The sequence below is a fragment of the Amycolatopsis sp. lyj-109 genome, from assembly GCF_046548995.1.
GTDB lineage: Bacteria > Actinomycetota > Actinomycetes > Mycobacteriales > Pseudonocardiaceae > Amycolatopsis.
Genome location: NZ_JAJPWR010000027.1, coordinates 20,336 through 45,867 on the forward strand (window position 1 = coordinate 20,336; position 25,532 = coordinate 45,867).

Consider the following 25,532-nt stretch of genomic DNA (forward strand, 5'->3'; position numbering starts at 1 on the left):
CGACCGGGCAAACACCGGGCGAACCCGCGGCGGGCTAGGTTCGGGGCATGCTCACCACGCTGGCCGTCGCGAACTACCGCTCACTGCGTGACCTGGTGCTGCCACTGTCCGGGCTGACCGTCGTCACCGGACCGAACGGCAGCGGCAAGTCGAGCCTCTACCGGGCACTGCGGCTGCTGGCGGACGCGTCCCGCAACGGCGCCGTGGCGGCACTGGCCCGCGAAGGCGGGCTGCCGTCGACGCTCTGGGCCGGCCCGGAGAACGGCGTGCGACGGGGCACCACGCGGGTTCAGGGCAAGGTGCACACGAAAGCCGTCGGGCTGCGGCTCGGCTTCGCGGGCGGCGAGTTCGGCTACGCGCTCGACCTCGGGCTGCCGGTGCCGGCCGCGACGCTGTTCAACCTCGACCCGGAGTTCAAGCGGGAAGCGGTGTGGTCGGGGCCGGTCCTGCGGCCGGCGGCGCTGCTGGCGGACCGGGCGGGCCCGACGGTGCGCACCCGCGTCGCCTCCGGGGCGTGGGGTGACGAGCGGTTCAAGATCCGGTCGACGGACAGCATGCTGAGCGAGTTCGCGGATCCGCGGGCGTGCCCGGAACTGCTGGTGCTGCGCGAACGCATCCGGTCATGGCGGTTCTACGACCACTTCCGCACGGACGCCGACGCCCCGGCCCGCCAGTCCCGCATCGGCACCCGCACACCGGTGCTGTCCCACGACGGCGCCGACCTGGCGGCGGCACTGCAGACGATCATCGAGGTGGGCCGGGCTTCGGAGCTCGAGGAAGTGCTCGACGCGGCGTTCCCGGGCTCGACCTTGGAGGTGCGCTCCCAGGACAGCCTGCTCTCGGTCCAGCTGCGCCAGCACGGCCTGCTGCGGCCGCTGTCCGCGGCGGAGCTTTCGGACGGGACGCTGCGGTTCCTGCTGTGGGTGGCGGCGCTGCTGACCCCGCGCCCACCGGAGCTGCTGGTGCTGAACGAGCCGGAGACCAGCCTCCACCCCGACCTCCTCCCGGCGCTGGCGGCCCTGATCGCGACGGCGGCGAAGGAGACCCAGCTGGTGGTGGTGTCCCACGCCCGGCCCCTGGTCCGCGCCCTCGCGGAAGTGACCGAGGTGGGCACGGTGGAGCTGGAGAAGGAGCACGGCGAGACGAAGGTGGCCGGCCAGGGCCGCCTGGACCGGCCTTCCTGGCACTGGCCGTCCCGCTGACCCGTACCGAACCGGACGACACGCGTACACCGCCGGACGACACGCGTACCTGCGCGGACGACACGACGAACGCGCCCCCGGATCCCGTGTCGTCCATCCAGGTACGCGTGTCGTCCCCTGGGATACGCGTGTCGTCCGGTTCGGTCAGCGGCCGCCGGTGCTTTCGCGGATCTCCAGGCCGAACGGGGTCTGGATGTCCTGCGGCGGGGACGTCTTGTCGCCGGTGATCCGCCGGTGCACGAGGTCCACCGCCGCCTCGGCCAGCGCCGTCTTGTCCGGCGCGATCGTCGTCAGCGACGGGAGTGAGAATGCGCTCTCTTCGTTGTTGTCGAAACCCACGATCGCCACGTCTTCGGGCACCCGCAGGCCCAGCTCGGCTACCGCGCGCAGCGCGCCGATCGCCAGCAGGTCGTTGAAGCAGAACACCGCGTCCGGCGGCGAAGGCAGGGCCAGCAACGACTTCATCGCCGCCGAGCCGACCGACCGGTGCCACTTCTCCGCCGGGGCCACCAAAGTGTCCGAAAAGGACAAACCAGCCTCGGACAGTGCCGAACGGTACCCGGCCAGGCGCTGCGACGACGTCCCGCGCGCCGGGTTGCGCCCGATCGCCGCGATGCGCGTGCGGCCCAGCGAGGCCAGGTGCGACACCGCTGTGTGCGCCGCCAGGACGTTGTCGATCGCGACGTGGTCGATCGGCACGTCCACCGCGTGCTCGCCCAGCATGACCAGCGGGATCCCGCCCGGATCGGCCGGGAAGTCCGCCGCCTCCAGTGCTTCCGGGTGCACCAGGGCCCCGTCGACCAGGTGCGGCCCGAGGGACGAGAGCGTCTCCCGCTCCCGCGACCGCGTCCCCTGCGTCTGTTCGATCAGGACGCTCCAGCCGCGCTGCTGGGCCGCCGTGATGACCAGGCCGGCCAGCTCGCCGAAGTACGGGATCGACAGCTCCGGCACCATCAGCGCCAGGAAGCCGGTCCGGCCGCGGCGGAGGTTGCGGGCCCCGACGTTCGGCCGGTACCCGGTCGCCGCCAGGGCTTCCTCGACGCGCCGCCGGTTCTCCGGCTTGACGAAGGCGTAGCCGTTCACGACGTTCGACACCGTCTTCACCGACACTCCGGCGAGCATGGCGACGTCCTTGAGCGTCACGGTCACGAGCGGGTCCCTTCAGAGAGTGAGCACGAAGTGTAGCGAGCGGCTGCCGGTTTACAACGTTGTTCCAACGATGTAAAAAGTACCTCAAGGCTCCCGCGGTGACCCCGATCACCTCGGCGAGCGGGCCACCAACGACGCTGCCCGAGGAGTCGCCGTGCTCTTGTCCTCCCGTCCCCGACTGGTCCTGGTCACCGCGGCCGCCGCCGCGCTGACCCTCACCTCCTGCACCGCCCGGGAAGAAACGCCCGCCGCACCCGCCAGCGGCGGCGGGCCGGCCGCCAGCGCCCAGTCCGCCGCGCCGTCCGCCGACGGCTGCACGCTGCAGAAGACCGGTTACCCCAAGGTCGACCTGAAGACCGCCGTGGTCGGGTTCTCCCAGTCCGAAAAGGAGGCCAACCCCTTCCGGATCACCGAGACGCAGTCCATCCGCGACGAAGCCGCGAAGCTCGGCATCGCGAAGGACAAGCTGCTGGTCACCAACGCCCAGAGCGACCTGAACCGGCAGATCAGCGACATCAAGTCGATGCTCGACCGCGGCGCGCAGCTGCTGATCGTCGCACCGCTGAACTCCGACGGCCTCCAGCCCGCCCTCGACGCGGCGAAGGCCAAGAAGGTCCCGGTCGTCACCATCGACCGCAAGGTGACGTCGCAGCCCTGCAGCGACTACCTGACCTTCATCGGCTCCAACTTCGTCGAGCAGGGCAAGCGCGCCGCCCAGGAGACCGCGCGGGTCACCGGCGGCACCGGCAAGGTCGCGATCCTGCTCGGCTCGTCCGGCAACAACGTGACGACCGACCGCACCAAGGGCTTCAAGGACGAGCTCGCGAAGACACCGGGCCTGTCCGTGGTCGCCGAGCAGACCGGCGAGTTCGACCGGTCCAAGGGCCAGGCCGTGATGGAGCAGCTCATCCAGAGCCACCCCGACATCACCGCCGTCTACGCCGAGAACGACGAGATGGGCGTCGGCGCGGTCAACGCGCTCAAGACGGCAGGCAAGACACCGGGCAAGGACGTCAAGATCGTCTCCATCGACGGCACCCGCAACGCCGTCCAGCTCATCGTCGACGGCAGCTACAACGCCGTGATCGAGTCCAACCCGCGCTTCGGGCCGCTGGCGTTCCAGACGCTGCAGAAGTTCGGGAACGGCGAGCCGATCCCGGCGAGCATCGTCATCACCGACGACCAGTACGACGAGACCAACGCCGCGCAGAAGGTCGGGAACTCCTACCAATGACGGCCACCACCGAAGTGCGGACCGCACCGGTGCTCGAGGTGACCGGGGTGACCAAGCGGTTCCCCGGCACCCTCGCGCTCGACGACGTCAGCTTCGCGCTGGCGCCGGGCGAGGTGCACGCGCTGGTCGGCGAGAACGGCGCCGGCAAGTCCACCCTGATCAAGGTGCTCACCGGCGTCCACCAGCCCGACGAGGGCGAGGTGCGCCACCTCGGCGAACCGGTGACGTTCAAGCGGCCGATCGACGCGCAGCGCGCCGGGATCTCCACCATCTACCAGGAGGTCAACCTCGTTCCGCTGATGAGCATCGCCGGCAACGTCTTCCTCGGCCGCGAGCCGCGCACCCGCACGGGACTGGTCGACTGGGGAAAGATGTACGCCGACGCCCGCGAGCTGCTCAAGGGCTACGGCATCCACGACGACGTCAAGCGCCCGCTGCACACCCTCGGTGTCGGCGCGCAGCAGATGGTCGCCCTCGCCCGCGCGGTCTCGACCGACGCCAAGGTCGTCATCATGGACGAGCCGACGTCGTCACTCGAGCCGCGCGAGGTCGAGACGCTGTTCGAGGTGCTGAACCGGCTGCACGCCGAAGGCATCGCGATCGTCTACGTCAGCCACCGGATGGACGAGCTGTACCGGGTGTGCGACAGCGTCACCGTCCTGCGCGACGGCCGGGTCGTCCACAGTGGACCGCTGAAGCCGGTGCCACGCATCGAGCTCGTGTCGATGATGCTCGGCCGCGAAATCCGCCAGATCCGCGAAGAGGGCGTCACGGCGTTCGGCGAGGAGCACGACGTCGAGCGCGAGCCGCTGCTCAAGGCCGAGAACCTCAGCGGCATGCGGAAGCTGCACGACGTCTCGGTCAGCATCCGGCCCGGCGAGGTCGTCGGCCTGGCCGGGCTGCTCGGCTCCGGCCGCAGCGAGACGGCCCGGGCCATCGTCGGCGCGTTCCCCCTGGATGGTGGTGCGGTGCTGCTGGCGGGCAAACCACTCAAACGCGGCAAGATCAAGGCGGCCATGCGGGCCGGGATCGCGCTGCTGGCCGAGGACCGCAAGACCGACGGCATCATCCCGAACCTCTCGGTCCGGGAGAACATCGTGCTCGCCGCGCTGCCGACGCTGTCGCCGTTCGGCCTGGTCAGCAAGGCCAAGCAGGACCGGATCGTCAAGGTCTTCATGGAGCGCCTGCGGATCAAGGCGGCCAGTCCGGAACAGAAGGTCTCGGAGCTCTCCGGCGGCAACCAGCAGAAGGTGCTGCTCGCCCGCTGGCTCGCCACCGGCCCGAAGATCCTGCTGCTCGACGAGCCCACCCGCGGTATCGACGTCGGCGCGAAGGCCGAGGTCCAGGCGCTGATCGACGAACTCGCGCGAGAAGGGCTCGGCGTGCTGCTCATCTCGTCCGAACTGGAGGAACTGATCGACGGCTCCGACCGCGTGGTCGTCCTGCGCGACGGCTCGGTCGCCGGCGAGCTGACCGGCGACCGCATCACCGAGGAGAACGTCCTGACGGCCATCGCGGCGGAAAGCACCGGGGGTGACAACGATGTCGACCGCCACTCTTGAGCGCGCGAAGGTCACCGCGTGGCTGCAGAACTACGGCGTCTACCTGGCCGTCGTCGTGCTGCTGCTGTTCAACCTCGGGTTCACCGAGAACTTCCTGTCGGCGGCCAACTTCCGCACCCAGCTGGTGCAGGCGGCGCCGGTCTGCATCGTCGCGCTCGGCATGGCGCTGGTGATCGGCACCGAGGGCATCGACCTGTCGGTCGGCTCGGTGATGTCGATCGCCGCCGCGCTCATCCCGCTCTACCTGGGCGCGGGACCGCTGACGGCGGTCGTCGTGGCCGTCATCGCCGGGGTCGTCTCGGGTCTGTTCAGCGGCTACCTGGTGGCCTACCTGGGCATCCAGCCGATCATCGCCACCCTGGCGCTGCTGGTCGGCGGCCGCGGGCTCGCCCTGGTCATCGCGCACGGCCAGCTCGTCCAGCTGCACAACCACGACTTCCTCGCCCTCGGCACCGGTGACGTCCTCGGCGTCCCGATCATGGTGATCGTCGCGGGCGTGCTCGCGGTGCTGGCCGGGCTGGTCGTGCAGCGCACGACGTTCGGGCGGCACCTGGTCGCCATCGGCGGCAACCGCGCCGCGAGCACCCTGGCCGGGTTGCCGGTGAAACGCGTGCTCATCAGCGTCTACGTGGTCTCCGGAGCGCTGGCGGCGATCGCCGGCGTGCTGGCGACCTCGCGGCTGGGCGCCAGCGACCCCAGCGACGTCGGCCTGCTCATGGAGCTGTCCGCGATCACCGCGGTCGTCGTCGGCGGTACGCCGCTCACCGGCGGCCGGGTCCGCGTCCTCGGCACCGTGTTCGGCGCGCTGCTCATGCAGCTCGTCCAGGCCACCCTGATCAAGCACAACCTGCCGGACTCGACCGCGCAGATGGTCCAGGCGGCCATCATCGTCGTCGCGGTCTACGTCGCCCGCGAGCGGAGCAGCAAATGACCCAGACCGCGGACCGCAATGCCGCCTTCGCCGGCGTCCTGCAGCGCCAGGGCGCGGCCGTCGTGCTCGTCCTCGGCATCGCCGCGGCGTGGTTCGCGTTCCCGCACTTCGGCACCGCGGACAACCTGCGCAACCTGGTGCTGCAGGGATCGTTCCTCGCCGTGATCGCGCTCGGCATGACCTTCGTGATCATCTCCGGCGGCATCGACCTCTCGGTCGGCTCGAACTACGCGCTCGGCGGCGTCCTCGCCGCGTACGGCGCGCAGTACGGCCTGATCGTGGCGATCCTGCTGCCGCTGGCGGTGTGCTCGCTGATCGGGTTCGTCAACGGCCTGCTCATCGCCCGCACCGGGATGGCCCCGTTCATCGTCACGCTGGCGTCGCTGCTGTTCGCCAGGGGACTCCTGCTGGCCCTGACCTCCGAAGGCGCGACGACGTACAAAGTGGACCCGGGCTCGGCGTTCCTCTGGCTCGGGCAGGGCACGATCTTCGGCATCGGCGTCCCGGTCTACCTGACCTTGATCCTCTTCGCGCTCGGCGGGTTGCTGCTGCGCCGGACGCGCTTCGGCCAGTCCGTGTTCGCCATCGGCGGTGCCGAGCAGTCGGCGCTGCTGATGGGCCTGCCGGTGGCCCGCACCAAGATCGGCCTCTACACGCTCAGCGGCGCGCTCGCCGGCGTCGCGGGCATCCTCACCGCCGCCTACCTGCAGTCCGGCGTCACGGTGATCGGCGTCGGCACCGAGCTCGACGCGATCTCCGTCGTCGTCATCGGCGGCACGCTGCTCACCGGCGGCGCCGGGACGATCATCGGCACGCTCGTCGGCGTGCTGCTGCGCACGCTCATCCAGAACGTCATCAACCAGATCGGCACCCTCGACTCCAACTACCAGACCGTCGTGAGCGGGGGCTTCCTGCTCGTCGTCGTGGTGATCCAGCGCCTGCTCGCGCGCTCCCGTACCCGCTGAACCCTCATCCCCCACCCAGGAGGTTCACCGATGTTCCGCCCCGCCCGACTGGCCGCCGTACTGGCACTGGCCCTCACCGGACTCGCGGTCCCCGCCGCGCACGCCGAGCCCCCACCGCAGTGGCAACGGCTCGCCCCGCCGCTGTCCACGCCGTGGACGAACGACGTGTCCCCCACCAACGCCCTGCCCGACTACCCGAGACCGCAGCTGACCCGCTCGAAGTGGCAGAACCTCAACGGCGTCTGGGAGTTCTCCTCGGCCAAACCCGGTGAGGCCGCCCCGATCGGCCGCTCGCTGGGAGAGCGCATCCTCGTGCCGTACCCGGTCGAATCCGCGCTGTCCGGGATCATGCGCCACGAGACGAACATGTGGTACCGGCGGACGTTCCAGCTGCCGCGCGACTGGCGGGGACAGCGGATCCTGCTGCACTTCCAGGCCGTCGACTACGACACCACGGTGATCGTCAACGGCAAGACCGTCAGCCGCCACACCGGTGGCTACGACGCGTTCTCCGTCGACGTCACCGACGCCCTGACCACCGCCCGCGACCAGGAGCTGATCGTCGGCGTCGCGGACCCGAACGACGCCGGTGGGCAGCCGCTCGGCAAGCAGCGCAAACCCGGCGACGGCATCTTCTACACACCGTCGTCGGGCATCTGGCAGACCGTGTGGATGGAGCCGGTGGCGGCCGCGCGCATCGACCGCCTGGACGTCACGCCGGACCTCGGTTCCGTGACGGTGAACGCGGTCGTCGGCGGGCCGGTGAAGCAGCGCGTCGAAGCCGTCGCCTACGACCGCGGCCGTCCGGTCGGGCGGGTGTCCGGCGACGCGAACAAGCCGTTGAAGCTCAAGGTGGACCGGCCGCACCTGTGGTCGCCGGACGACCCGTTCCTCTACGACCTGCGGGTGAAGCTCGTCCCGTCGGGCGACGAGGTCGGCTCGTACTTCGGGCTGCGCACCATCGGCCTCGGCAAGACCGCCGACGGCAAGCAGCGGATGCTGCTCAACGGCAAGTTCGTGATGCAGGTCGGCCCGCTCGACCAGGGCTTCTGGCCGGACGGCATCTACACCGCGCCGACCGACGCGGCGCTGAAGTTCGACCTGGAGCAGGAGAAGGCGCTCGGCTTCAACATGGTGCGCAAGCACATCAAGGTCGAGCCGGACCGCTGGTACTACCACGCTGACAAGCTCGGGTTGCTGGTGTGGCAGGACATGCCGGCGATGAAGGACGACGTCGAGCCGTCCGCCGCCTCGCGCGTCACCTTCGAGTCCGAGATGAAGCGGATGATCGACCAGCACCGCAGCTTCCCGTCGATCGTCAGCTGGGTGCCGTTCAACGAGGGCTGGGGCGACTACGAAGTCGGCCGCATCGCCGATCTGGTCAAGTCCTGGGACCCGACGCGGTTGGTCAACGCCGAGTCCGGCGTCAACTGCTGCCGGTCCGAACCGGACAGCGGTCGCGGGGACATCTACGACGACCACACCTACACCGGGCCGGGCACGCCGATGCAGACCGGGACGCGCGCGGCGGTCGACGGCGAGTACGGCGGCCTCGGCCTCAAGGTCGCCGGCCACGAGTTCGACGCGGCGGGCAGCTTCGCCTACGAGATGGAGCCCGACAGCGCGACGCTCACCCGGCGCTACGGCGAGCTCCAGCAGCGCCTGCTGCTGGTCGCCCAGCGGTGCGGGGTGTCCGCGGGTGTCTACACGCAGACCACCGACGTCGAGAAGGAGGTCAACGGCTTCTTCACCTACGACCGGCAGGTGAAGAAGATGGACTTCGCGGCGGTCCGCGCGGCGAACCTCGCGGTGATCAAGGGTGCCACCGGCGCGCCGGTGGCCGGGCCTTCGGTGCCCGCCGGAACACCCGGGATCGACGGCATCGCCGCGTACCCGTTCGACGAGAACGTGGGCACGGTGGCCGAGGACGTCGTCGGCAGCCACGACGCCACGCTCGTCGGCGGCGCGTCCTGGACGGCGGGCAAGACCGGTTCGGCCTTGGCGGTCAACGGTTCCGGCCAGTTCGCCGACACCGGCGCGGCGCTGGTGAACACCGAAGGCAGCTACAGCGCGGCGGCGTGGGTGAAGTTCTCCGCCGTGGGTGACGGCTTCCAGACGATCGTCAGCCAGGATGGCCCGAGCAACAGCGCGTTCTTCCTGCAGTACTCCGGTCAGGACCACCGGCTGGCGATGAGCTTCGTCGGCACGCGGGCCCTGGCGCCCACGGCCCCGGAGGCGAACCGCTGGTACCACGTGGCCGGCGTCCGCGACGCGGCTTCGGGCACGCTGAAGCTGTACGTCGACGGGCAGTTGGCCGCGACGAAGAGCGTCTGCCTCGGCGACGCCTCGACGGGCAACACGGTGATCGGCCGCGGCAAGTACGGCGGCAACCCGGTCGACTACCTCAACGGCGCGGTCGACCAGGTGCACGTCTACGACCGGGCGCTGTCCGACGCGGACGTGAGCGCGTTGTATTCCAGCGGGAAGTGACGAACCCGGCGTGACGGCCACCCGCTGTGGTGGCCGTCACGCTGGACCTGGAGCGTGCTCCAGCCCCTAGCGTCGGTGGAGCAACGACGTACTGGGGAAAGGAACCCGCCATGACCGACGAGCGCTTCGAACTCGGCCTGAAGACCCTGACCGCCATCGACGGCGAGAGCGGGCAGCGCGTGCTCGACAACCTCGCCGACGTCTCCCCCGCGCTGGCGGAAGCCGTGGTGTCGTGGGGGTTCGGCGAGGTCTACGCGCGGCCGGGGCTCGCACCGCGTGACCGCCAGCTGGTGACGCTCGGCATGCTCACCGCGCTCGGCGGTTGCGAGCCGCAGCTGGAGGTGCACGTCAACGCGTCCCTCAACGTCGGGCTGACGCCCGCGGAGATCGTCGAGGCGCTCTTGCACTCGGCGGTCTACTGTGGATTCCCGAAGGCCCTGAACGCGACCTTCACGGCCAAGAAGGTCTTCGCCGAGAGGGGGCTGTTGCCGGTGACGAGCGCATGACGCTGCGCGAGGTCATCGAGGAGGACTTGGCCGCCCTCGCGCGACGAGACCGGCCAGCAGGTTCGTGAGGTTCTCCGCCACCACCGCCTCGAACCCCGGCGCACCGCCGGCCTCGGCCGTCGCGAGCGCCACCGCCTCGGTCGGATTCGCGTGGGGCCACGCCCCCGACACGACGACCACGACGGCCCGGGCGAACATCCCGGCCGCGTCCGCCGACAGTTCCGGGACGGCGGCGCGCACCAGCGACGCCAGCCGGTCGAGGTTCGCGGCCGCGCGCTGCTTGAAGCCACGGGCGAAGTCCAGGGAGATGTTGCGCTCCAGCACCGGGGCCATCGCGCTGATCAGCTCGCACAGCAGGCGCCGCTTGGCGAGCGTCGCCGCGATCGTCCCGGCGATCCGCTCCTCGCGCGCGAAGGGCCGGCCCGGCAGCTCCCCGAACGCCAGCTCGTCGAGCCACGCCGTCCACGCGCTGTCGAGGACCTCCAGGAAGATCGCCTCGCGGCTGTCGAAGTACCGGATCACGTTGGACTTCGCCAGCCCGACCCGGCAGCTGAGCTCCCGCAGGCTGATCTCGGCGACCGGACGCTCGGCGAGCAGCTCCCTCGCGGCGGCGAGGATCGCCCGCCGCCGCGCCTCGACCTGCTCGGGACGGCGGGCGCGCTGGAATCCGGCGCTCATGCCGCCGAGGCTACCGGTCGGTCGACGCCTTGGCCCCGGTCTCGCGGCGCGACTTGACCCGGTGGTAGCTCCAGCCCAGCAGCGCGAACAGGATCACCGACGACAGGATCAGGCTCGACCCGGTGCTCCAGCCGCTGAACGGCAGCGACTTCACCGTGCCCCAGACGATCCCCGCCGCCAGCAGCGCCAGCCCGGCCAGCACCGACCCGGCGATCCGCACCGGCGACGACACACTGTCCTCGGCCGCCTTCATCGCGCGGTCGCGCACCGGGTCGACGTACTTCTCCAGCGCCGGGAACTCCGACGCCAGCACCAGCAACCCGGCGAGCACGAGCAGCAGCCCCGGGCCGGGCAGGACCAGCAGCAGCACCCCGACCAGCAGCAGGATGGCTCCCGCCACCGTGATCAGGATCCGCTTCGTCTGTTTGCCGATGCCCACTGGGCGTCTCCCCTCGTCCGGTCCGATTCTTCCTGGTCGCGGCCCCGCGTGCCACTCACGAGGACCCGTGCCCTGGCCGCGGCCACGGTCAGGCCCGCCAGCGCGACCACGCCGAGCACGACCACGAGGCCCGGCCAGACGTAGAGCACCTGGGCATAGGTACCCCGCCGTCCGGCGAATACCCACCCGAGCAGCTCCGGCAGGAACACCAGCGGGACGAGCGGCAGCAGCGGCGGCCCGACCCGCCACCAGTGCCGCGTCCGCGCCCGGCGCACGCCGAGCACCGCCAGGCCCACCGCGACCAGCGCCAACGCACCCAGCACCCGGTCCGCGATCACCCCGGCGGGCAGAGCCAGCTCCGGCGCGCCACCTCCGAGCAGGCTCGCGAGGCCCTGTGCCAGCAGTTCGGCGTCGTTGTCCAGGGCCATCCCGGTGTTCGCGAGCACGGCGATGCCGTACCCGCCGGGCAGCAGCACCTGCGCCGCGGTGTGGGTGAACAGTTCGCCGGTGTGGGTCGCTCTGCCGTCCCGGACGCGCCAGCCCAGCGCGTAGTCGCGTCCGGGCGCGGCCGTGTGTGCCAGCGCGGCGCTCGCCGGTGCGACCACCCCACCGCCGTCCTGCTGCGCTCGAAGCCACTTCGCCAGGTCCTCCGCGGTGCTGAGCACGCCGTGGCTGCCGCCGGTGAACCAGTCCGGTTCGGACACCGGCACCTCGATCCCGAAGGCCCGGACGTACCCCTCGGTCCCGGCCGGCGGCGCGTCCACGGAGGTGCTGCCGGTCATCCCCAGCGGCCGGAAGACGTGCCCGGCCAGGTAGTCCGCGAAGGGCCGGCCGGCGACGACCTCGACGATCCGCGCGGCCACTTCGTAGTTCGGGTTGTGGTAGTGGAACCGCGTGCCCGGTTCGTCGGCGAGTTCCGCGTCCTGCAGCCGGGTGACGGCCTCGGCGAGGCTGTGCGGCTGCGGCAGCTTCAGGTCGGGGAAGGCGGAGTCGGCCATCCCGGACGTCTGGTCCAGCAGCATCCGCACGGTGATCTTCGCACCGCGGGGATCGGCGAGCCGGAAGTCCGGGAGGTACCGCGTCACCGGCTCGTCCAGCCCGAGCCGCCCCCTTTCGGCGAGTTGCAGGACGGCGAAGGCGGTCATGGACTTGCTCAGCGACGCGATCGGCAGCCGCGTCGAGGCGGTCAGGGGGTTGCCTGCGGCGTCGTGACCGTAGCCGGCGACGCGGACGACGTCGTTGCCGTGGGTGATCGCGATCGTCGCGCCCGGCAGTCCGGTGTGGTCGAGGTAGGTGCGGACGTAGCCGTCGACGTCCCGGGCCGCGGCGGCGCCGGCGGGGGTCGCGGTGGCCAGCAGGAGGGCCGCCAGCAGAAGCAAGAGCCTGGTCATGCCGCTGAAGTTAGGCGGCGGCCACCCCCGGCGGCGGCTGCCGGACGACGGGCACCACCCCCTACTTTCGGCACCTCTTCTTGACGAGCCGACGACCGCGTCCCTTGCATGTCGCTGGACGGGTTCGCAGCACGGCCCGACGACAGCCTCGAGCCCCTGTTCGCCTGGTACCAGGCCGGAGCCGGCGAGATGCCGATGGCCGGCTACCCGATGACGTTCCGCATCGCACCGGCCAGCACGGAGTACCTGAGCACGCTCCTGGAATCGGTGCACCACAGCGGCCGCCGCGTGTTCGAGCACACCCACGGCTGGGGCGGCCGGCGACGGAACGGTGGGCGTGTCCGGGCCGTCAGGACACGATCGCCAACCGGAGTTCCTCGCAGGTGCGCCAACGCCGGGGTACCGGCTCGACCAGGCGAGCCGTTCCCGCCGTGCCCACCAGCCACGCCGGCCCGATCCGGGCCCACTCGGCATGACTCGCCCGGATCGCGCCCACGACGCAAACTCACGACGCGCGACACCAGCTTCGAGGCAGCCTCACTCAGCCGCCAGCAGCTGTTCGAACGGAACGAAATCCGGCTCCTTCGACACAGCAACCCGCCCCTCGGCCAGCGAAGCCAGCTCGGCCCCCGCCTTCTCGATCCGCCGCTGCAGCGCCCCCGAAGCCTCGCCACCGCCCCAGTCGGACGAAGCCGCGTACACACCCGTCGCGACCGGATCCGCCTTCAGGTACCCGAACAACGGCCGCAGCTGGTAGTCCAGCACCAGGGAGTGCCGTTCCGTCCCGCCCGTGGCCGCGAGCAGGACCGGCTTGCCCACCAGCGAATCCGCGTCCAGGACGTCGAAGAACGACTTGAACAGCCCGCTGTACCCGGCCGTGAACACCGGCGTCACCGCGATCACCGCGTCCGCGCCGGTCACCGTCTCGATCGCCGACCGCAGCTGGGGGCTCGGGAAGCCCGTCAGCAGGTTCTTCGTGATGTCCAGCGCGATGTCCCGCAGCTCCACCACGGACACCGAGACCGGCGAGCCGGCCGCGGCGACCGTTGCCGCGGCCAGGCGGTCCGCCAGCAGGCGGGTCGACGAAGGAACCGACAGACCCGCCGTCACCACCGCGAGTTTCATACCGACGCCTCCACCGAAGCCACCGACGCCGCAGCCTTCAGCGACGCGTGCGTCGGCGCGTCCGGGACGTGGGCCGGGCGCATGGCGTCCAGTTCCTTGCGCAGCACCGGAACGACCTCCGAGCCCAGCAGGTCGAGCTGCTCCAGCACCGTCTTCAGCGGCAGGCCCGCGTGGTCCATCAGGAACAGCTGGCGCTGGTAGTCGCCGAAGTGCTCGCGGAACGTCAGCGTCTTGTCGATGACCTCCTGCGGGCTGCCCACCGTCAGCGGCGTCTGCTCCGTGAACTCCTCCAGGGACGGGCCGTGGCCGTACACCGGCGCGTTGTCGAAGTACGGCCGGAACTCGTTCCGCGCGTCCTGGGACTTGGGCCGGATGAACGCCTGCCCGCCGAGGCCGACGATCGCCTGGTCCGCCGATCCGTGGCCGTAGTGCTCGAAGCGCTGGCGGTAGAACGAAATCAGCTGCTGGAAGTGCTCCTTCGGCCAGAAGATGTGGTTGGCGAAGAAGCCGTCGCCGTAGTACGCCGCCTGCTCGGCGATCTCCGGGCTGCGGATGGACCCGTGCCAGACGAACGGCGGGACGCCGTCCAGGGGCCGGGGCGTCGACGTGAAGCCCTGCAGCGGGGTGCGGAACTTGCCGGACCAGTCGACGACGTCCTCGCGCCACAGCTTGCGCAGCAGCGCGTAGTTCTCGATCGCAAGCGGGATGCCCTGGCGGATGTCCTGGCCGAACCACGGGTAGACCGGGCCGGTGTTGCCGCGGCCCATCATCAGGTCGACGCGGCCGTCGGCGAGGTGCTGCAGCATCGCGAAGTCCTCGGCGATCTTCACCGGGTCGTTCGTGGTGATCAGGGTCGTCGACGTCGACAGGATCAGGTTGGACGTCTGCGCCGCGATGTGGCCCAGCATCGTCGTGGGCGACGACGGGACGAACGGCGGGTTGTGGTGCTCGCCGGTCGCGAAGACGTCGAGGCCGACCTCTTCCGCCTTGAGCGCGATGCGGACCATCGCCTTGATCCGCTCGTGCTCCGTCGGGGTGGTTCCGTTCGTGGGATCGGTCGTGACGTCGCCCACCGTGAAGATTCCGAACTGCATGACCTGCTCCCTTCGCGAGCACCATCTTACATGCGCGTTCAACTACTTCCAAGCAAGAGATATTCCGGCCGTCAGGGCCCGGAGGGGCACCGGCTAAGGTCGGGGGCATGGACGCGGAGCTCGCTCGGCTGGGTTTGGCAGAACGTTCGGTACGACTACTCGCCGGTCGCGATATCTGGGCCTCGATCACCCCCTTGCTCGCCCCGCGCCGGAACCTGGTGGCCGCCTTCGGCCACGTCGGTCCCGGCGCGGCGGCCCTGTTGCCCTTGCAACCCGGCGACACGCTGATCACGGACGCGAGCCTGGACACCGTGCTGTCCGGCGCGACCAGCCCGCACGCGCTGCTGCACTGGGTCAAGGCGGGCGTGATCGTGCACTCGCTGCGGGGGCTGAACGCCAAGCTGGTGATCGCGGAGGACGACCCGTCCTTCGTCGTGGTCGGCTCGGCCGACGTCAGCGCCGCCGGCCCGCGGCAGCTGTTCGAGGCCGTCACCCTCTCCCACGAGCGGCACACCGTCGAGGAGGCCCAGGAGGCCTGGCTCGAGTGGTGCGACCTCGCCGGCCCCTCGCTGACCGCCGGCGACCTGGAGCCACTGCTGGAGCAGTACGGCGCCGGCAAGCTGGTCACGGCCCGCCCGGCGGCGACCCGGTCCGCCGCCGCGCCCGCCCGGCCCGTGGTGACCAGCCGCCCGGTGACGCCGGTCCGGCCCGCGGCCGCGACGCCGCCGCCCTCGCCGGTGCGCCCCGCGGCTCCCGCGCCTTCGCCGGTCCGCCCGGCCACGCCGCCCGCCTCCCCGGTTCGCCCCGGTGTTCCGGAGAGCCCGGCCGGCACGCCTCCCGCCGGCCGTCCGGACGTTCCGGCCGCGGCCCCCAGCGCGCCGCTGCCCGCCTCCGCCGCCCCGTCGGGCCCCGAGCAGCCGGAGCAGCCCGAAACCCCGGACACGGCCGTTCCGGCCGCCACTGCGGAACCGGTTGCGGGCGAGACCGATACCAACGGAGCCACCGGAGCCACCGGAGCCGCCGAAGCCCCGGTGGCCACCGACGTGCCCCGGCCGTCGTGGCCGCGACCGGCCGAGCTGTACCTGGTCAGCCTCGTCGAAGGCGGCGAACCGAACGCCGAGGCCGCGTACCGGCTCGAAGAGCTGCAGCGCGAATACACCCACCCGGGCGAGAACGGCGAATCACCGTTCCGCGTCGAGCTGCTCTGGGCCGACGACGCCCAGGGCCAGGACCCGCCGCGCACGCTCCGCGCGGGCGTGCACGTGATCCCCGTCTACAGCCAGAAGCAGGGCCGGCCCCTCGTCGGGTCGCGGATCGAGGCCCCCGGTCTCGTCCTGCAGGCGTACATCGACGAATTCGCGTACCCCCGCCGTACCTACTGCTACGTCCTGACCCGGCAGTCGGCCGCCAAACCGGCCTTCGGCGACCTCCGCAAGGCCCTCGCCACGATCGGCGAGAAGCCGAACTTCCGGAACAGCTTCCAGGTCCCGCGGAAGATCGAAGCCCTGCTGGGCCTGTGGCCCGACCTGGGCTTCGACCCCCGCTAGCGGGCGGCGCTCGCCACTCCGGGAGCGGGAGCGCGCGGAAGTTGTCGGGGGTGGCGGATATCCTGCACTACGGTGCAGGCGAGTCCGCACCACCACCAGCACTTTCGCGAGCCACGATCCGGGAGAACGACCCTGTGACTGCCGAGACCTTGTACGGGGCCGACGACCTGACGCATCTCGAGGGTCTCGAAGCCGTCCGCAAACGCCCCGGGATGTACATCGGCTCCACCGACAGCCGGGGCATCAACCACCTCTTCTCGGAGGTGGTGGACAACTCCACGGACGAGGGTGTCGCCGGCCACGCGACGAAGATCGTCGTCACACTGCACGCCGACGGCAGCGTCCAGGTGGACGACGACGGCCGCGGCATCCCGACCGGCACCCACGCCAAGTCCGGTTTGTCCGGCGTCGAGCTGGTGCTGACGCGGCTGCACGCCGGCGGCAAGTTCGGCGGCTCCGGCTACAAGACCTCCGGCGGCCTGCACGGCGTCGGCGCTTCGGCGGTCAACGCGCTGTCGCACCGCTTCGACGTCACGGTGAAGCAGGACGGCAAGGTCCACCAGATGTCGTTCAAGCACGGCGTCCCGGGCACCTTCGACGCGCCGGGCCCGAAGGCGAAGTTCACCCGCCGGTCCGGGCTGAACCTCACCGGCAAGATGAAGCGCGGCGAGCGCAGCGGCACGTCGATCCGCTACTGGTACGACGCGCGCTACTTCGAGTCCGGCGCGGCGCTCGACGTCGAAGGCGTCCGGACGAAGCTGCGCAACACCGCCTTCCTCGTCCCGGGCGTCACGTACGTGCTGCGCACCGCGATCGAAGACACGATCAACGAGGAGACCTTCCATTTCCCGCACGGCCTGGTCGACATGGTCGACTTCCTCTCACCCTCGGGCGAGAAGCCGGTCTGCGGCACGCTGCTGATCACCGGCGAAGGCACGTACAAGGAGAACGCGGCCGACGCCGCCGGCGTCATGCAGTCCAATGTGGAGCGCCACGCCGAGATCGAGGTGGCGCTGCGCTGGGGCACCGGCTACGAGCGCACGGTCGAGTGCTTCACCAACACGATCCGCAACGTCCACGGCGGCACCCACCGCCGCGGCTTCGACCGCGCGATGGCGAAGGCGTTGCAGGACGCGATCTCCAAGACCCGCGGGCTGCTCAAGCCCAAGGAGGACATGCCGACGATCGAGGACGTCCTCGAGGGCATGACGGCCGTGATCCACGTCCGGCTGCCGGAGCCGCAGTTCACGTCGCAGACCAAGGACGAGCTGTCGACCGCCGGGATCACCCGCGTCCTGCAGGGCGTCGTCGACAAGCACGTCAAGGCCTGGACCGAGGATCGCAAGACGAAGTCCGAGGCCAAGGTCGTGCTGCAGAAGGTGGTCGACGCCTCCCGCGTCCGGCTCACCCAGAAGCAGCAGAAGGACGCCGCCCGGCGCAAGACCGCCCTCGAAGGCGCGGCGATGCCGCCGAAGCTGGTCGACTGCCGCACCACCGGCGTCGCCCGCAGCGAGCTGTTCCTGGTCGAGGGCGACAGCGCGCTGGGGTCGGCGCGGATGGCACGCGTGTCCGAGTACCAGGCGCTGCTGCCGCTGCGCGGCAAGATCCTGAACGTCCAGAAGGCGTCGCTGGGCGACACGCTGAAGAACGCCGAGATCGCGTCGATCGTCCAGGTGCTGGGCGCGGGCACCGGGCGCACGTTCGACCTGACGACCATGCGCTACGGCCGGGTGATCCTGATGGCCGACGCCGACGTCGACGGCTCGCACATCCGCACGCTGCTGATCACGCTGTTCGCGAAGTACATGCGCCCGGTGATCGAAGACGGCCGGCTGTACGCGGCGATGCCGCCGCTGCACAAGCTCGTCACCAAGGGCCGCAACCCGGAGACGCACTTCACCTTCACCCAGCGGGAGATGGAGCAGAAGTTCGCCGAGCTGGAGAAGGCGGGCAAGAGCATCGTCACACCCGTGCCGCGGTTCAAGGGTCTCGGCGAGATGGACGCCGACGAGCTGTGGGAGACCACGATGAACCCGGCGACGCGCTCGATGCGCCGGATCACCATGGACGACGCCGAGGCCGCCGAAGGCGCGCTGGAACTGCTGATGGGCGAGAAGGTCGAGCCCCGGCGGAACTGGCTGGTCGCCTCGTCCGACCGGGTCGACCGCGAAGCCATCGACGCTTAAATTTTCTTAGCTACCAAGGAGTTCTGCCGTGGCACGCCGCAAGGGCACCACCACCAAGGTCGATCCCAGCGCGTTCGACTCCGCCGGTGCGAACGTCTTCGACAACTCGCTGAAGACCGAGATCGAAGACTCCTACCTGGAGTACGCGTATTCGGTCATCCACTCGCGCGCCCTGCCGGACGCGCGGGACGGCCTGAAGCCGGTGCACCGCCGGATCCTGTACTCGATGCACGAGCAGGGTTACCGGCCCACGCACGCGTACGTGAAGTCGTCCCGCGTCGTCGGGGACTGCTTCGTGCGCGGCGCGCTGGTGTCGACCCCGACCGGACTGCGACCGATCGAAGAGATCGAGATCGGTGACCGGGTGCTCGACGGTCGCGGGGCAGCCGTTCCCGTCACCGAGGTCTACGAAAACCCGGCGTCCGAACTCGTGCGTATCACCTGGTCGAACGGGCACACGATGCTCGTCACGCCGGGGCAGCGGTTCCGGACCGTGTCGGACGACTCGACCCTGACCTGGACGGACGCCCGCGACCTCACGGGCCGGCTGACGGTCGCCTACGGGAGCGCACGCCGGGAAAACCGTGCGGCGGGCGGGGATCTCTACCACTACCTCCTCGGCCTGATCACCGCCGAGGGCTTCGCCGTCGACCGCAACCGCGACGCGGACGGCCGGATCCGGATCCACATGTGCGACGTCGAGCCACTCGACGCGGTGCATGAGTGGGCGATCGCCGAGGGTGTGAGCGTGTCCCGCGGACTTCGCGCTGCGGCGAAGCCGGAATATCGCGACCAGCACATCCTCACCTTCGCCCGGCATGAAGGTCTGCTCGCGGCCGGAACTCCCCGCAGCGACGCGAAGGCTGTTCCGGCGGAGGTGCTCGCGGAACGTTCCGCCTGGGCACCGTACCTCGCGGGCATTTTCGACGGCGACGGCTACATCCGCAAGAACCACCGGGAGATCGTCTACGTCAGCACGAGCGAAACGCTCGTCCGGCAGGTCTACGCGATGCTCGCGGACCTCGGTGTCCACGGTCATCACTGGACCACCCCGAAGACCGACGGCCGCAAGACCCTGCTCGGTCTGTCGGTCAGCGGATCCGACGCCGCGGCCCTGGCCGGCATCCTGTCGCCGTGGATCAAGATCGGCTACAAGAAGAACGATCTGGAAAAGCTCGCGGAAATCGCCTACGGCTACGGCGGCAAGCAGGGCAACGACCGGCTGCCTGCCAAAGCGGTCATGGCCGAGTTCTCGGCCGCCCACGTCGGCGGAGGCTGGTTCCGCGACACCGAAGGCGCCGCGTTCCGGGCGTCGTTGTCCGCGGTGAGCGGGGCCGAGGTCCGCTACGGCAAGGACAGGCACGGCACGGCACTGGCCGACCGTTCGTTCCCGCTCGCGCGGGCACACCAGGACGGCTGGATCGAGAAGCTGCGCCGCATCGGCTCTCCGCTCGCCGAGCGCCTCGACGCCCTGAACGGGTACTCGTTCCTCAAGGTCGAGTCGGTCGAACCGGTCGCACCTGACACGACGTACGACATCCAGGTCGGCACCGAAGCTCACGAGTTCGTGGCCGAAGGTTTCGTCGTCCACAACTGCATGGGCAAGTACCACCCGCACGGCGACACGGCGATCTACGACGCGATGGTTCGGCTGGCCCAGGACTTCTCGCTGAACGTCCCGCTGATCGACGGCCACGGCAACTTCGGCTCCCCCGACGACGGCCCGGCCGCCAGCCGGTACACCGAAGCGCGCATGTCACCCGAGGCGATGCAGCTGGTCGGCGAGCTCGGCGAGGACACCGTCGACTTCCGCCCGAACTACGACGGTTCGCTCGAAGAGCCGTCCGTGCTGCCGGCGGCGTTCCCGAACCTGCTGGTCAACGGCACGTCCGGGATCGCGGTCGGGATGGCGACCAACATGATCCCGCACAACCTCGGCGAGGTCATCGCCGCGGCGCGCTGGCTGATCACGCACCCGACGGCGACGCTCGACAAGCTGATGGAGTTCGTGCCCGGCCCCGACCTGCCCACCGGCGGCAAGCTGCTGGGCCTCGACGAGGTCCGCCGCGCCTACGAGACCGGCCGCGGCGTGGTCCGGATGCGCGCGAGCGTCGAGACCGGGCCCCTGGAAGGCAGCCGCGGGCGGCAGGCGATCACCGTCACCGAGCTGCCCTACGGCGTCGGCCCGGAGAAGGTGATCGAGAAGATCACCGACGAGGTCAACAAGTCCAAGCGGCTCACCGGCATCGCCGACGTCAAGGACCTCACCGACCGCGAGAACGGCACGCGGCTGGTCATCGAGTGCAAGGTCGGCGTCAACCCGCAGGCCCTGCTGGCCGACCTCTACCGGCTCACGCCGCTGGAGCAGTCGTTCGGCATCAACAACCTGGTGCTCGTCGACGGCCAGCCGCAGACGCTGGGGCTGAAGGAGCTGCTGGAGGTCTTCCTCCGGCACCGCTACGAGGTCGTCACGCGGCGCACCAAGTACCGGCGCCGCAAGCGCGAAGAGCGGCTGCACCTGGTCGACGGCCTGCTGATCGCGCTGCTGAACATCGACAAGGTGATCCGGCTCATCCGCGAGAGCGAGAACGCGCAGGCCGCGAAGGACGGCCTGATGACGCGCTTCAAGCTGTCGGAGATCCAGGCGACGTACATCCTGGACACCCCGCTGCGCCGGCTGACCAAGTACGACCGCCTCGAGCTGGAGGCCGAGCAGGAGCGGCTGCGCGAGGAGATCGCGGAGCTGACCAAGATCCTCGACGACGAGTCGGTGCTGAAGAAGCTCGTTTCGGCGGAGCTGGCGAAGATCGCGAAGGACTTCCCGACCGAGCGCCGCACCGCGCTGATCGACGGCGACCTGAAGGAGGTTCTGGCCGCGTCGAAGCCGTCCGGGCCCCTCGAAGTCGCGGACGACCCGTGCCAGGTGATCCTGTCGGCGACCGGGCTGGTGGCGCGCACCGCGGCCGAGTCCGAAGAAGCCACCGAGACGCGTCGCCGCAACGGCCGCGTGAAGCACGACGCGGTGGCGGCGCTGGTCCACACGACCGCGCGCGGGCAGGTGCTGCTGGTGACCAGCCGCGGCCGGGCGTTCAAGACCGACGTGCTGCCGCTGCCGGTGCTGCCCGAGCAGGCCGGCACGGTCTCGCTGCGCGGCGGCATGGCGGCGAAGGAACTGGTGCCGCTGGAGAAGGGCGAAACGGTCGTCGGGATCGCGCCGCTGGGCGAGCAGGCGGCGGGTTCCCCGGGCCTGGCCCTGGGCACGAAGGCCGGCGTGGTGAAGATCTGTTCGCCGGAGTGGCCGGTCCGCTCGGACGAGTTCGAGGTGATCAGCCTCAAGGACGGCGACGAGGTCGTCGGCGCGACGTGGCTGGCGGACGGCACGGAGACGCTGGCGTTCGTGTCCTCGGAGGCGTCGCTGCTGAAGTACGCGGCGTCCCTGGTCCGCCCGCAGGGCCTCAAGGGCGGCGGCATGGCGGGCATGAACGTGGGCGCGGGCTCGGTGGTGTTCTTCGGCGCGGTCCGCACGGACGACGACGAGCACGGTGAGCCGCTGGTGATCACCGCGACGGGCCAGAGCGTGAAGGTGACGCCGTTCAGCGAGTACCCGGCGAAGGGCCGCGCCACGGGCGGCGTCCGGGCACAGCGGTTCCTCAAGGGCGAGACAGAGCTGCGAGTGGCCTGGATCGGCCCGCGCCCGGCCGGTGCGGCCCGCAACGGCGACCCGGTGGAACTCCCGGAGATCGACGTCCGCCGCGACGGCTCGGGCCACGCCCACCCCGGCCCGGACGTGGTCGGCCACCTCATCGAACGTGGCTGACGGTCGTGAGTGGTAATTCGGGTCAGAACCCGAATTACCACTCACGACCTGCTAGGCGACCTTGAACGACTGAGCGGCGCTGCCATTGCAGGCCGCCTGGACCAGCTGGACGCTGTCCGCCGTGGACGAGCCCGGCACGGTCAGGCACTTGCCGCTGTGGCGGGCGACGAAGTGGTAGTAGCCGCTGCCCTCGGACACCGGCTGCCACTGCTGGTTGCCGCCGCCGCTGTAGGACCACAGCTGCAGCCCGGCGTTGTCGGCCGTGGACACGTCGGTGACGTCGATGACCTGGGCGGCGTTCGTCCGGTTGTTGATGCGGTCGTAGCCACCGCTGGTCGGGGCGAACTGGTACTGCTGGGCCGTGGTGCCGTTGCAGGTGTACTGCTGGATCACCGTGCCGTTGGCGCTGCCGGCACTACGGGCGTCGACGCACTTGCCGGACTCCTTGTTCGTCACGGCGTACCAGGCCGCGGGGTCGATCGTGCCCGGGTCGGTCGGCCCGGTCGAACCGCCGCCGAGCCACTTCAGGCCATCGAGCACGAACCGGTTCTGGTCGGCGCTCTCGAACGTCGAGGACAGCGCCGTGTTCGTGTCGTAGTTCATCGCGTTGTGGCCGAAGTTGGCGTAGAGCATCTTGTAGTTCTTGTTCGTCCACGCGATCGGGTAGTAGCCGCTGTTCCAGGTCTGGCTCGGGTCGGTGCCGATCGGGAAGGTGGACTGGTCCATCGACGCCAGGATGGTGATGTTGCCGTTCTGGCGCAGGTCGTTCTGCCAGGCGTACCACTCCGACGTCGACGACCGGATCGTCGCCGGCAGGGTGACCGTCGACGGGTGGGTGCGGTTCTCGATCTTCAGCGTCTCCGGGGTCGGGCCCCACGTGTTCGACGTGAACCGGCCGGTGCCGAGGAAGTCGTTGTGGAACCAGTTCGCGTACGACGGCGTGGTGTTGTCGTTGTAGGCGGTGACGTGGAAGCCGAAGAACCCGCCACCGGCCTGCATGTACCGCTGGAAGCCCTGGAACTGCGCCTGCGACTGCGGCTGGTCGTCGAGGAACAGCACCACCTGGTACTGGTCCGGGGTGAGGGTGGTGAGCTGGTTCCAGTTGGTCGTCGCGGTGTAGGTGAAGCCGTTGGCCGATGCCTGTTGCGGGAACCAGACGTTCGCTTCCTTCTCGAAGCTGATGTGCGCGGCGTCGTAGGTGCCGCTGTAGAAGGCCAGGACCTTGAACGGCGTGGCGGCCTGCACCGGCGGGGCACCCAGCGAAAGCCCCAGGCAGGCGGCGAAGAAGGCCAGGATTCTGAGCAGGGGACGGCGGGGCATGCGTGTTCCTTCCGGTGGGGGACGGGGGATCACCAGGGGCGGTGCGGGTACCGCAGGCCGAAGCCGTACGGGAACAGCGCGGGTTTGCCGTCGCCGGCGTTGATCGGCTGCTGGTCGGCGCTGCGCATCCAGGTCACCGGCAGCTTGCCGGTCGGGTGGTAGTCACCGAAGAGGACGTCGGCCACGCCTTGTCCCTCGCTGCCCGGCAGCCACGACTCGACGAGCCCGGCCCAGTCCGGCAGCTGCGCGGCGATGTCGAGCGGGCGCCCGGACACGAGCACGACCACCGTCGGCACGCCGGAGTCCTTCAGCTTCTGCAGGGTGGCGAGGTCGGTAGTGTCCAGCCCCATGCCCTGCGGCCGGTCGCCCTTGCCTTCGGCGTACGGCGTCTCCCCCACGACCGCGACGGCGACGTCGTAGCTCCGGTCGATCCCGGTTCCGTCTTTGGCGAACGTGACGGCCGCGGCTTTCTGCCGCATGCCCTGCAGGATGGTGGTGCCCGGGATGACCGGGCCGCTGGTGCCCTGCCAGCCGACCGTCCAGCCGCCGGACTGGTTGCCGAGGTCGTCGGCGCTCTTGCCGGCCACGAAGATCTTGCCGCGCTTCGAAAGCGGCAGGACCCGGCCCTCGTTCTTCAGCAGCACCTGGGACTCCCGCACGGCCTGGCGCGCGAGGTCGCGGTGCGGCTTGCTGCCGATGGTGGTCAGGAACCGCCGGTCGGTCAGCGGGTGCTCGAACAGGCCGAGCTCGAACTTCTTGGTGAGGATGCGGCGGTTGGCGTCGTCGATCCGGGCCATCGGCACGCGGCCCTGGTCCACCAGCGACCGCAGCGTGCCGATGAACTTCTGCCACTCGTAGGGCACCATCACCATGTCGATGCCGGCGTTGATCGAGGCTTCGACCTCATCGGGGGTGAACCCGCTCTTGCCGTCGATCTTGTCGACGCCGTTGTAGTCGGAGACGACGATGCCCGTGAAGCCGAGTTCCTTCTTCAGGACGTCGTTGATCAGGTACGAGCCGGCGTGCATCTTGACGCCGTTCCAGCTGCTGTAGCTGATCATCACCGAGCCGACCCCGCGCCGGATCGCGGCCTTGAACGGCGGGAGGTGGATCGCGCGCAGTTCCTGCTCGCCGAGCTCGGTGTTGCCTTCGTTGACCCCGCCGGTGGTGCCGCCGTCGCCGACGTAGTGCTTGGCGGTGGCCAGCACCGAGCCGGGCCGGTCGAGCCGGTTCCCCTGCAGACCGGTGATGATCGACGTCATCTGCGTGGCGAGCTCCGGAACCTCGCCGAAGGACTCGTAGGTCCGGCCCCAGCGTTCGTTGCGGGCGACGCACAGGCAGGGCGCGAAGTCCCAGTCGATCCCGGTGCCGGAGACCTCTTCCGCGGTGGCGCGGCCGATCTTCTCGACCAGCCGCGGATCGCGCGTCGCACCGAGGCCGATGTTGTGCGGGAAGACGGTGGCGCCGTAGAGGCCGTTGTGCCCGTGAACGGCGTCGACGCCGTAGATCAGCGGGATGCCGAGTGGCGTGGCGAGCGCGGCTTTCTGGAAACCGTCGTACATGTCGGCCCAGGTGACGGGCGTGTTCGGCGTCGGCTGCGAACTGCCGCCGGACAGCAGCGACCCGAGCCGCCCGCTGGTCACGTCGGCCGGCGACTTCACGCCGAGCCGTTCGGCCTGCATCATCTGGCCGAGCTTGTCGTCGAGGCTCATCCGGCCCAGCAGATCGGCCACCCGCACCTTGACCGGACGCCAGGAGTCCTTGTAGGCCGGGCCGTTTCCGGCCAGGGCGGGCGTTTCCGAAGCCGGCAGCAACGCAAGAGCCAGCGCGCCGATACCCAGCCTGCGTCCGAGGCGCATCCGGGTCCTCCTCGTCGAGAGACCAAAATTCACGCCT

18 protein-coding genes are annotated in these 25,532 nt (G+C 70.2%); 10 read left to right on the top strand and 8 right to left on the bottom strand.

Annotated elements, in window-relative coordinates; translation table 11 throughout:
* Positions 1-47: 47 nt before the first annotated feature.
* Positions 48-1,202 (top strand): AAA family ATPase, encoded by a 1,155-nt coding sequence (locus tag ACLJQF_RS40010; protein WP_410615506.1) that lies wholly within the window; start codon positions 48-50, stop codon positions 1,200-1,202.
* Between the two features lie 144 nt (positions 1,203-1,346).
* Here ACLJQF_RS40010 and ACLJQF_RS40015 read toward each other — a convergent pair whose 3' ends face one another.
* Complete coding sequence (locus ACLJQF_RS40015) at positions 1,347-2,351, bottom strand: LacI family DNA-binding transcriptional regulator (RefSeq protein ID WP_410615507.1); 1,005 nt, start codon at positions 2,349-2,351, stop codon at positions 1,347-1,349.
* Between the two features lie 154 nt (positions 2,352-2,505).
* On the opposite strand from ACLJQF_RS40015, the gene ACLJQF_RS40020 reads away from it, so the two are divergent.
* The 6 genes from ACLJQF_RS40020 (at position 2,506) to ACLJQF_RS40045 (ending at position 10,039) form a co-directional block, all read left to right on the top strand.
* Positions 2,506-3,585 (top strand): ABC transporter substrate-binding protein, encoded by a 1,080-nt coding sequence (locus ACLJQF_RS40020; protein WP_410615508.1) that lies wholly within the window; start codon positions 2,506-2,508, stop codon positions 3,583-3,585.
* Positions 3,582-5,147, top strand: a complete 1,566-nt coding sequence (locus tag ACLJQF_RS40025) for a sugar ABC transporter ATP-binding protein (protein WP_410615509.1) — start codon at positions 3,582-3,584, stop codon at positions 5,145-5,147. Before ACLJQF_RS40020 ends, ACLJQF_RS40025 begins: the two co-directional genes overlap by 4 nt.
* Positions 5,128-6,078: an ABC transporter permease gene (locus tag ACLJQF_RS40030; RefSeq protein WP_410615510.1), complete on the top strand. Its 951-nt coding sequence runs from the start codon at positions 5,128-5,130 to the stop codon at positions 6,076-6,078. Before ACLJQF_RS40025 ends, ACLJQF_RS40030 begins: the two co-directional genes overlap by 20 nt.
* The gene (locus ACLJQF_RS40035; protein ID WP_410615511.1) at positions 6,075-7,043 is read left to right on the top strand and encodes an ABC transporter permease; all 969 of its coding nucleotides are present in this window, start codon (positions 6,075-6,077) and stop codon (positions 7,041-7,043) included. The genes ACLJQF_RS40030 and ACLJQF_RS40035 overlap by 4 nt, the downstream gene beginning before the upstream one ends.
* A 30-nt stretch (positions 7,044-7,073) precedes the next feature.
* Positions 7,074-9,533: a LamG-like jellyroll fold domain-containing protein gene (locus tag ACLJQF_RS40040; RefSeq protein WP_410615512.1), complete on the top strand. Its 2,460-nt coding sequence runs from the start codon at positions 7,074-7,076 to the stop codon at positions 9,531-9,533.
* Positions 9,534-9,643: 110 nt separating this feature from the next.
* Positions 9,644-10,039, top strand: coding sequence for a carboxymuconolactone decarboxylase family protein (locus ACLJQF_RS40045; RefSeq protein WP_410615513.1), 396 nt, complete (start codon positions 9,644-9,646; stop codon positions 10,037-10,039).
* 12 nt (positions 10,040-10,051) lie between these two features.
* Here ACLJQF_RS40045 and ACLJQF_RS40050 read toward each other — a convergent pair whose 3' ends face one another.
* The 5 genes from ACLJQF_RS40050 to ACLJQF_RS40070 all read right to left on the bottom strand — a co-directional run bounded on the left by ACLJQF_RS40050 (position 10,052) and on the right by ACLJQF_RS40070 (position 14,766).
* A complete protein-coding gene (locus ACLJQF_RS40050) occupies positions 10,052-10,717 on the bottom strand; it encodes a TetR family transcriptional regulator (RefSeq protein ID WP_410615514.1) in 666 nt (221 codons plus the stop codon).
* Between the two features lie 10 nt (positions 10,718-10,727).
* Positions 10,728-11,156 carry a PGPGW domain-containing protein gene (locus ACLJQF_RS40055; protein WP_410615515.1) on the bottom strand — a complete coding sequence of 143 codons (429 nt, stop codon included), beginning with the start codon at positions 11,154-11,156 and terminating at the stop codon, positions 10,728-10,730.
* Positions 11,123-12,547, bottom strand: coding sequence for a serine hydrolase domain-containing protein (locus ACLJQF_RS40060; RefSeq protein ID WP_410615516.1), 1,425 nt, complete (start codon positions 12,545-12,547; stop codon positions 11,123-11,125). Before ACLJQF_RS40060 ends, ACLJQF_RS40055 begins: the two co-directional genes overlap by 34 nt.
* Positions 12,548-13,084: 537 nt before the next feature.
* A complete protein-coding gene (locus tag ACLJQF_RS40065) occupies positions 13,085-13,672 on the bottom strand; it encodes an FMN reductase (RefSeq protein WP_410615517.1) in 588 nt (195 codons plus the stop codon).
* Entirely contained in the window at positions 13,669-14,766 is a 1,098-nt protein-coding gene (locus ACLJQF_RS40070; protein WP_410615518.1) for an LLM class flavin-dependent oxidoreductase, read from the bottom strand. Before ACLJQF_RS40070 ends, ACLJQF_RS40065 begins: the two co-directional genes overlap by 4 nt.
* A 107-nt stretch (positions 14,767-14,873) precedes the next feature.
* On the opposite strand from ACLJQF_RS40070, the gene ACLJQF_RS40075 reads away from it, so the two are divergent.
* The 3 genes from ACLJQF_RS40075 (at position 14,874) to ACLJQF_RS40085 (ending at position 22,316) form a co-directional block, all read left to right on the top strand.
* A complete protein-coding gene (locus ACLJQF_RS40075; protein WP_410615519.1) occupies positions 14,874-16,313 on the top strand; it encodes a hypothetical protein in 1,440 nt (479 codons plus the stop codon).
* Positions 16,314-16,447: 134 nt separating this feature from the next.
* Positions 16,448-18,499 carry a type IIA DNA topoisomerase subunit B gene (locus ACLJQF_RS40080; protein WP_410615520.1) on the top strand — a complete coding sequence of 684 codons (2,052 nt, stop codon included), beginning with the start codon at positions 16,448-16,450 and terminating at the stop codon, positions 18,497-18,499.
* A gap of 28 nt (positions 18,500-18,527) precedes the next feature.
* A complete protein-coding gene (locus tag ACLJQF_RS40085) occupies positions 18,528-22,316 on the top strand; it encodes a DNA topoisomerase (ATP-hydrolyzing) (protein ID WP_410615521.1) in 3,789 nt (1,262 codons plus the stop codon).
* Positions 22,317-22,367: 51 nt separating this feature from the next.
* Here the strand turns inward: ACLJQF_RS40085 and ACLJQF_RS40090 are convergent, their stop codons facing one another.
* Complete coding sequence (locus tag ACLJQF_RS40090; protein ID WP_410615522.1) at positions 22,368-23,636, bottom strand: ThuA domain-containing protein; 1,269 nt, start codon at positions 23,634-23,636, stop codon at positions 22,368-22,370.
* Positions 23,637-23,665: 29 nt separating this feature from the next.
* On the bottom strand, positions 23,666-25,495 hold the full coding sequence (locus ACLJQF_RS40095; RefSeq protein ID WP_410615523.1) for a glycoside hydrolase family 3 protein: 1,830 nt from the start codon (positions 25,493-25,495) through the stop codon (positions 23,666-23,668).
* Positions 25,496-25,532 lie beyond the last annotated feature (37 nt).

Excerpts from the sequence above, each read along its gene's own strand:
- ACLJQF_RS40090 (WP_410615522.1), bottom strand. The coding sequence starts at position 23,636 with ATGCCCCGCCGTCCCCTGCTCAGAATCCTGGCCTTCTTCGCCGCCTGC.
- ACLJQF_RS40035 (WP_410615511.1), top strand. The coding sequence starts at position 6,075 with ATGACCCAGACCGCGGACCGCAATGCCGCCTTCGCCGGCGTCCTGCAG.
- ACLJQF_RS40010 (WP_410615506.1), top strand. The coding sequence starts at position 48 with ATGCTCACCACGCTGGCCGTCGCGAACTACCGCTCACTGCGTGACCTG.
- ACLJQF_RS40095 (WP_410615523.1), bottom strand. The coding sequence starts at position 25,495 with ATGCGCCTCGGACGCAGGCTGGGTATCGGCGCGCTGGCTCTTGCGTTG.
- ACLJQF_RS40070 (WP_410615518.1), bottom strand. The coding sequence starts at position 14,766 with ATGCAGTTCGGAATCTTCACGGTGGGCGACGTCACGACCGATCCCACG.
- ACLJQF_RS40040 (WP_410615512.1), top strand. The coding sequence starts at position 7,074 with ATGTTCCGCCCCGCCCGACTGGCCGCCGTACTGGCACTGGCCCTCACC.
- ACLJQF_RS40045 (WP_410615513.1), top strand. The coding sequence starts at position 9,644 with ATGACCGACGAGCGCTTCGAACTCGGCCTGAAGACCCTGACCGCCATC.
- ACLJQF_RS40075 (WP_410615519.1), top strand. The coding sequence starts at position 14,874 with ATGGACGCGGAGCTCGCTCGGCTGGGTTTGGCAGAACGTTCGGTACGA.
- ACLJQF_RS40060 (WP_410615516.1), bottom strand. The coding sequence starts at position 12,547 with ATGACCAGGCTCTTGCTTCTGCTGGCGGCCCTCCTGCTGGCCACCGCG.
- ACLJQF_RS40025 (WP_410615509.1), top strand. The coding sequence starts at position 3,582 with ATGACGGCCACCACCGAAGTGCGGACCGCACCGGTGCTCGAGGTGACC.
- ACLJQF_RS40030 (WP_410615510.1), top strand. The coding sequence starts at position 5,128 with ATGTCGACCGCCACTCTTGAGCGCGCGAAGGTCACCGCGTGGCTGCAG.
- ACLJQF_RS40050 (WP_410615514.1), bottom strand. The coding sequence starts at position 10,717 with ATGAGCGCCGGATTCCAGCGCGCCCGCCGTCCCGAGCAGGTCGAGGCG.
- ACLJQF_RS40065 (WP_410615517.1), bottom strand. The coding sequence starts at position 13,672 with ATGAAACTCGCGGTGGTGACGGCGGGTCTGTCGGTTCCTTCGTCGACC.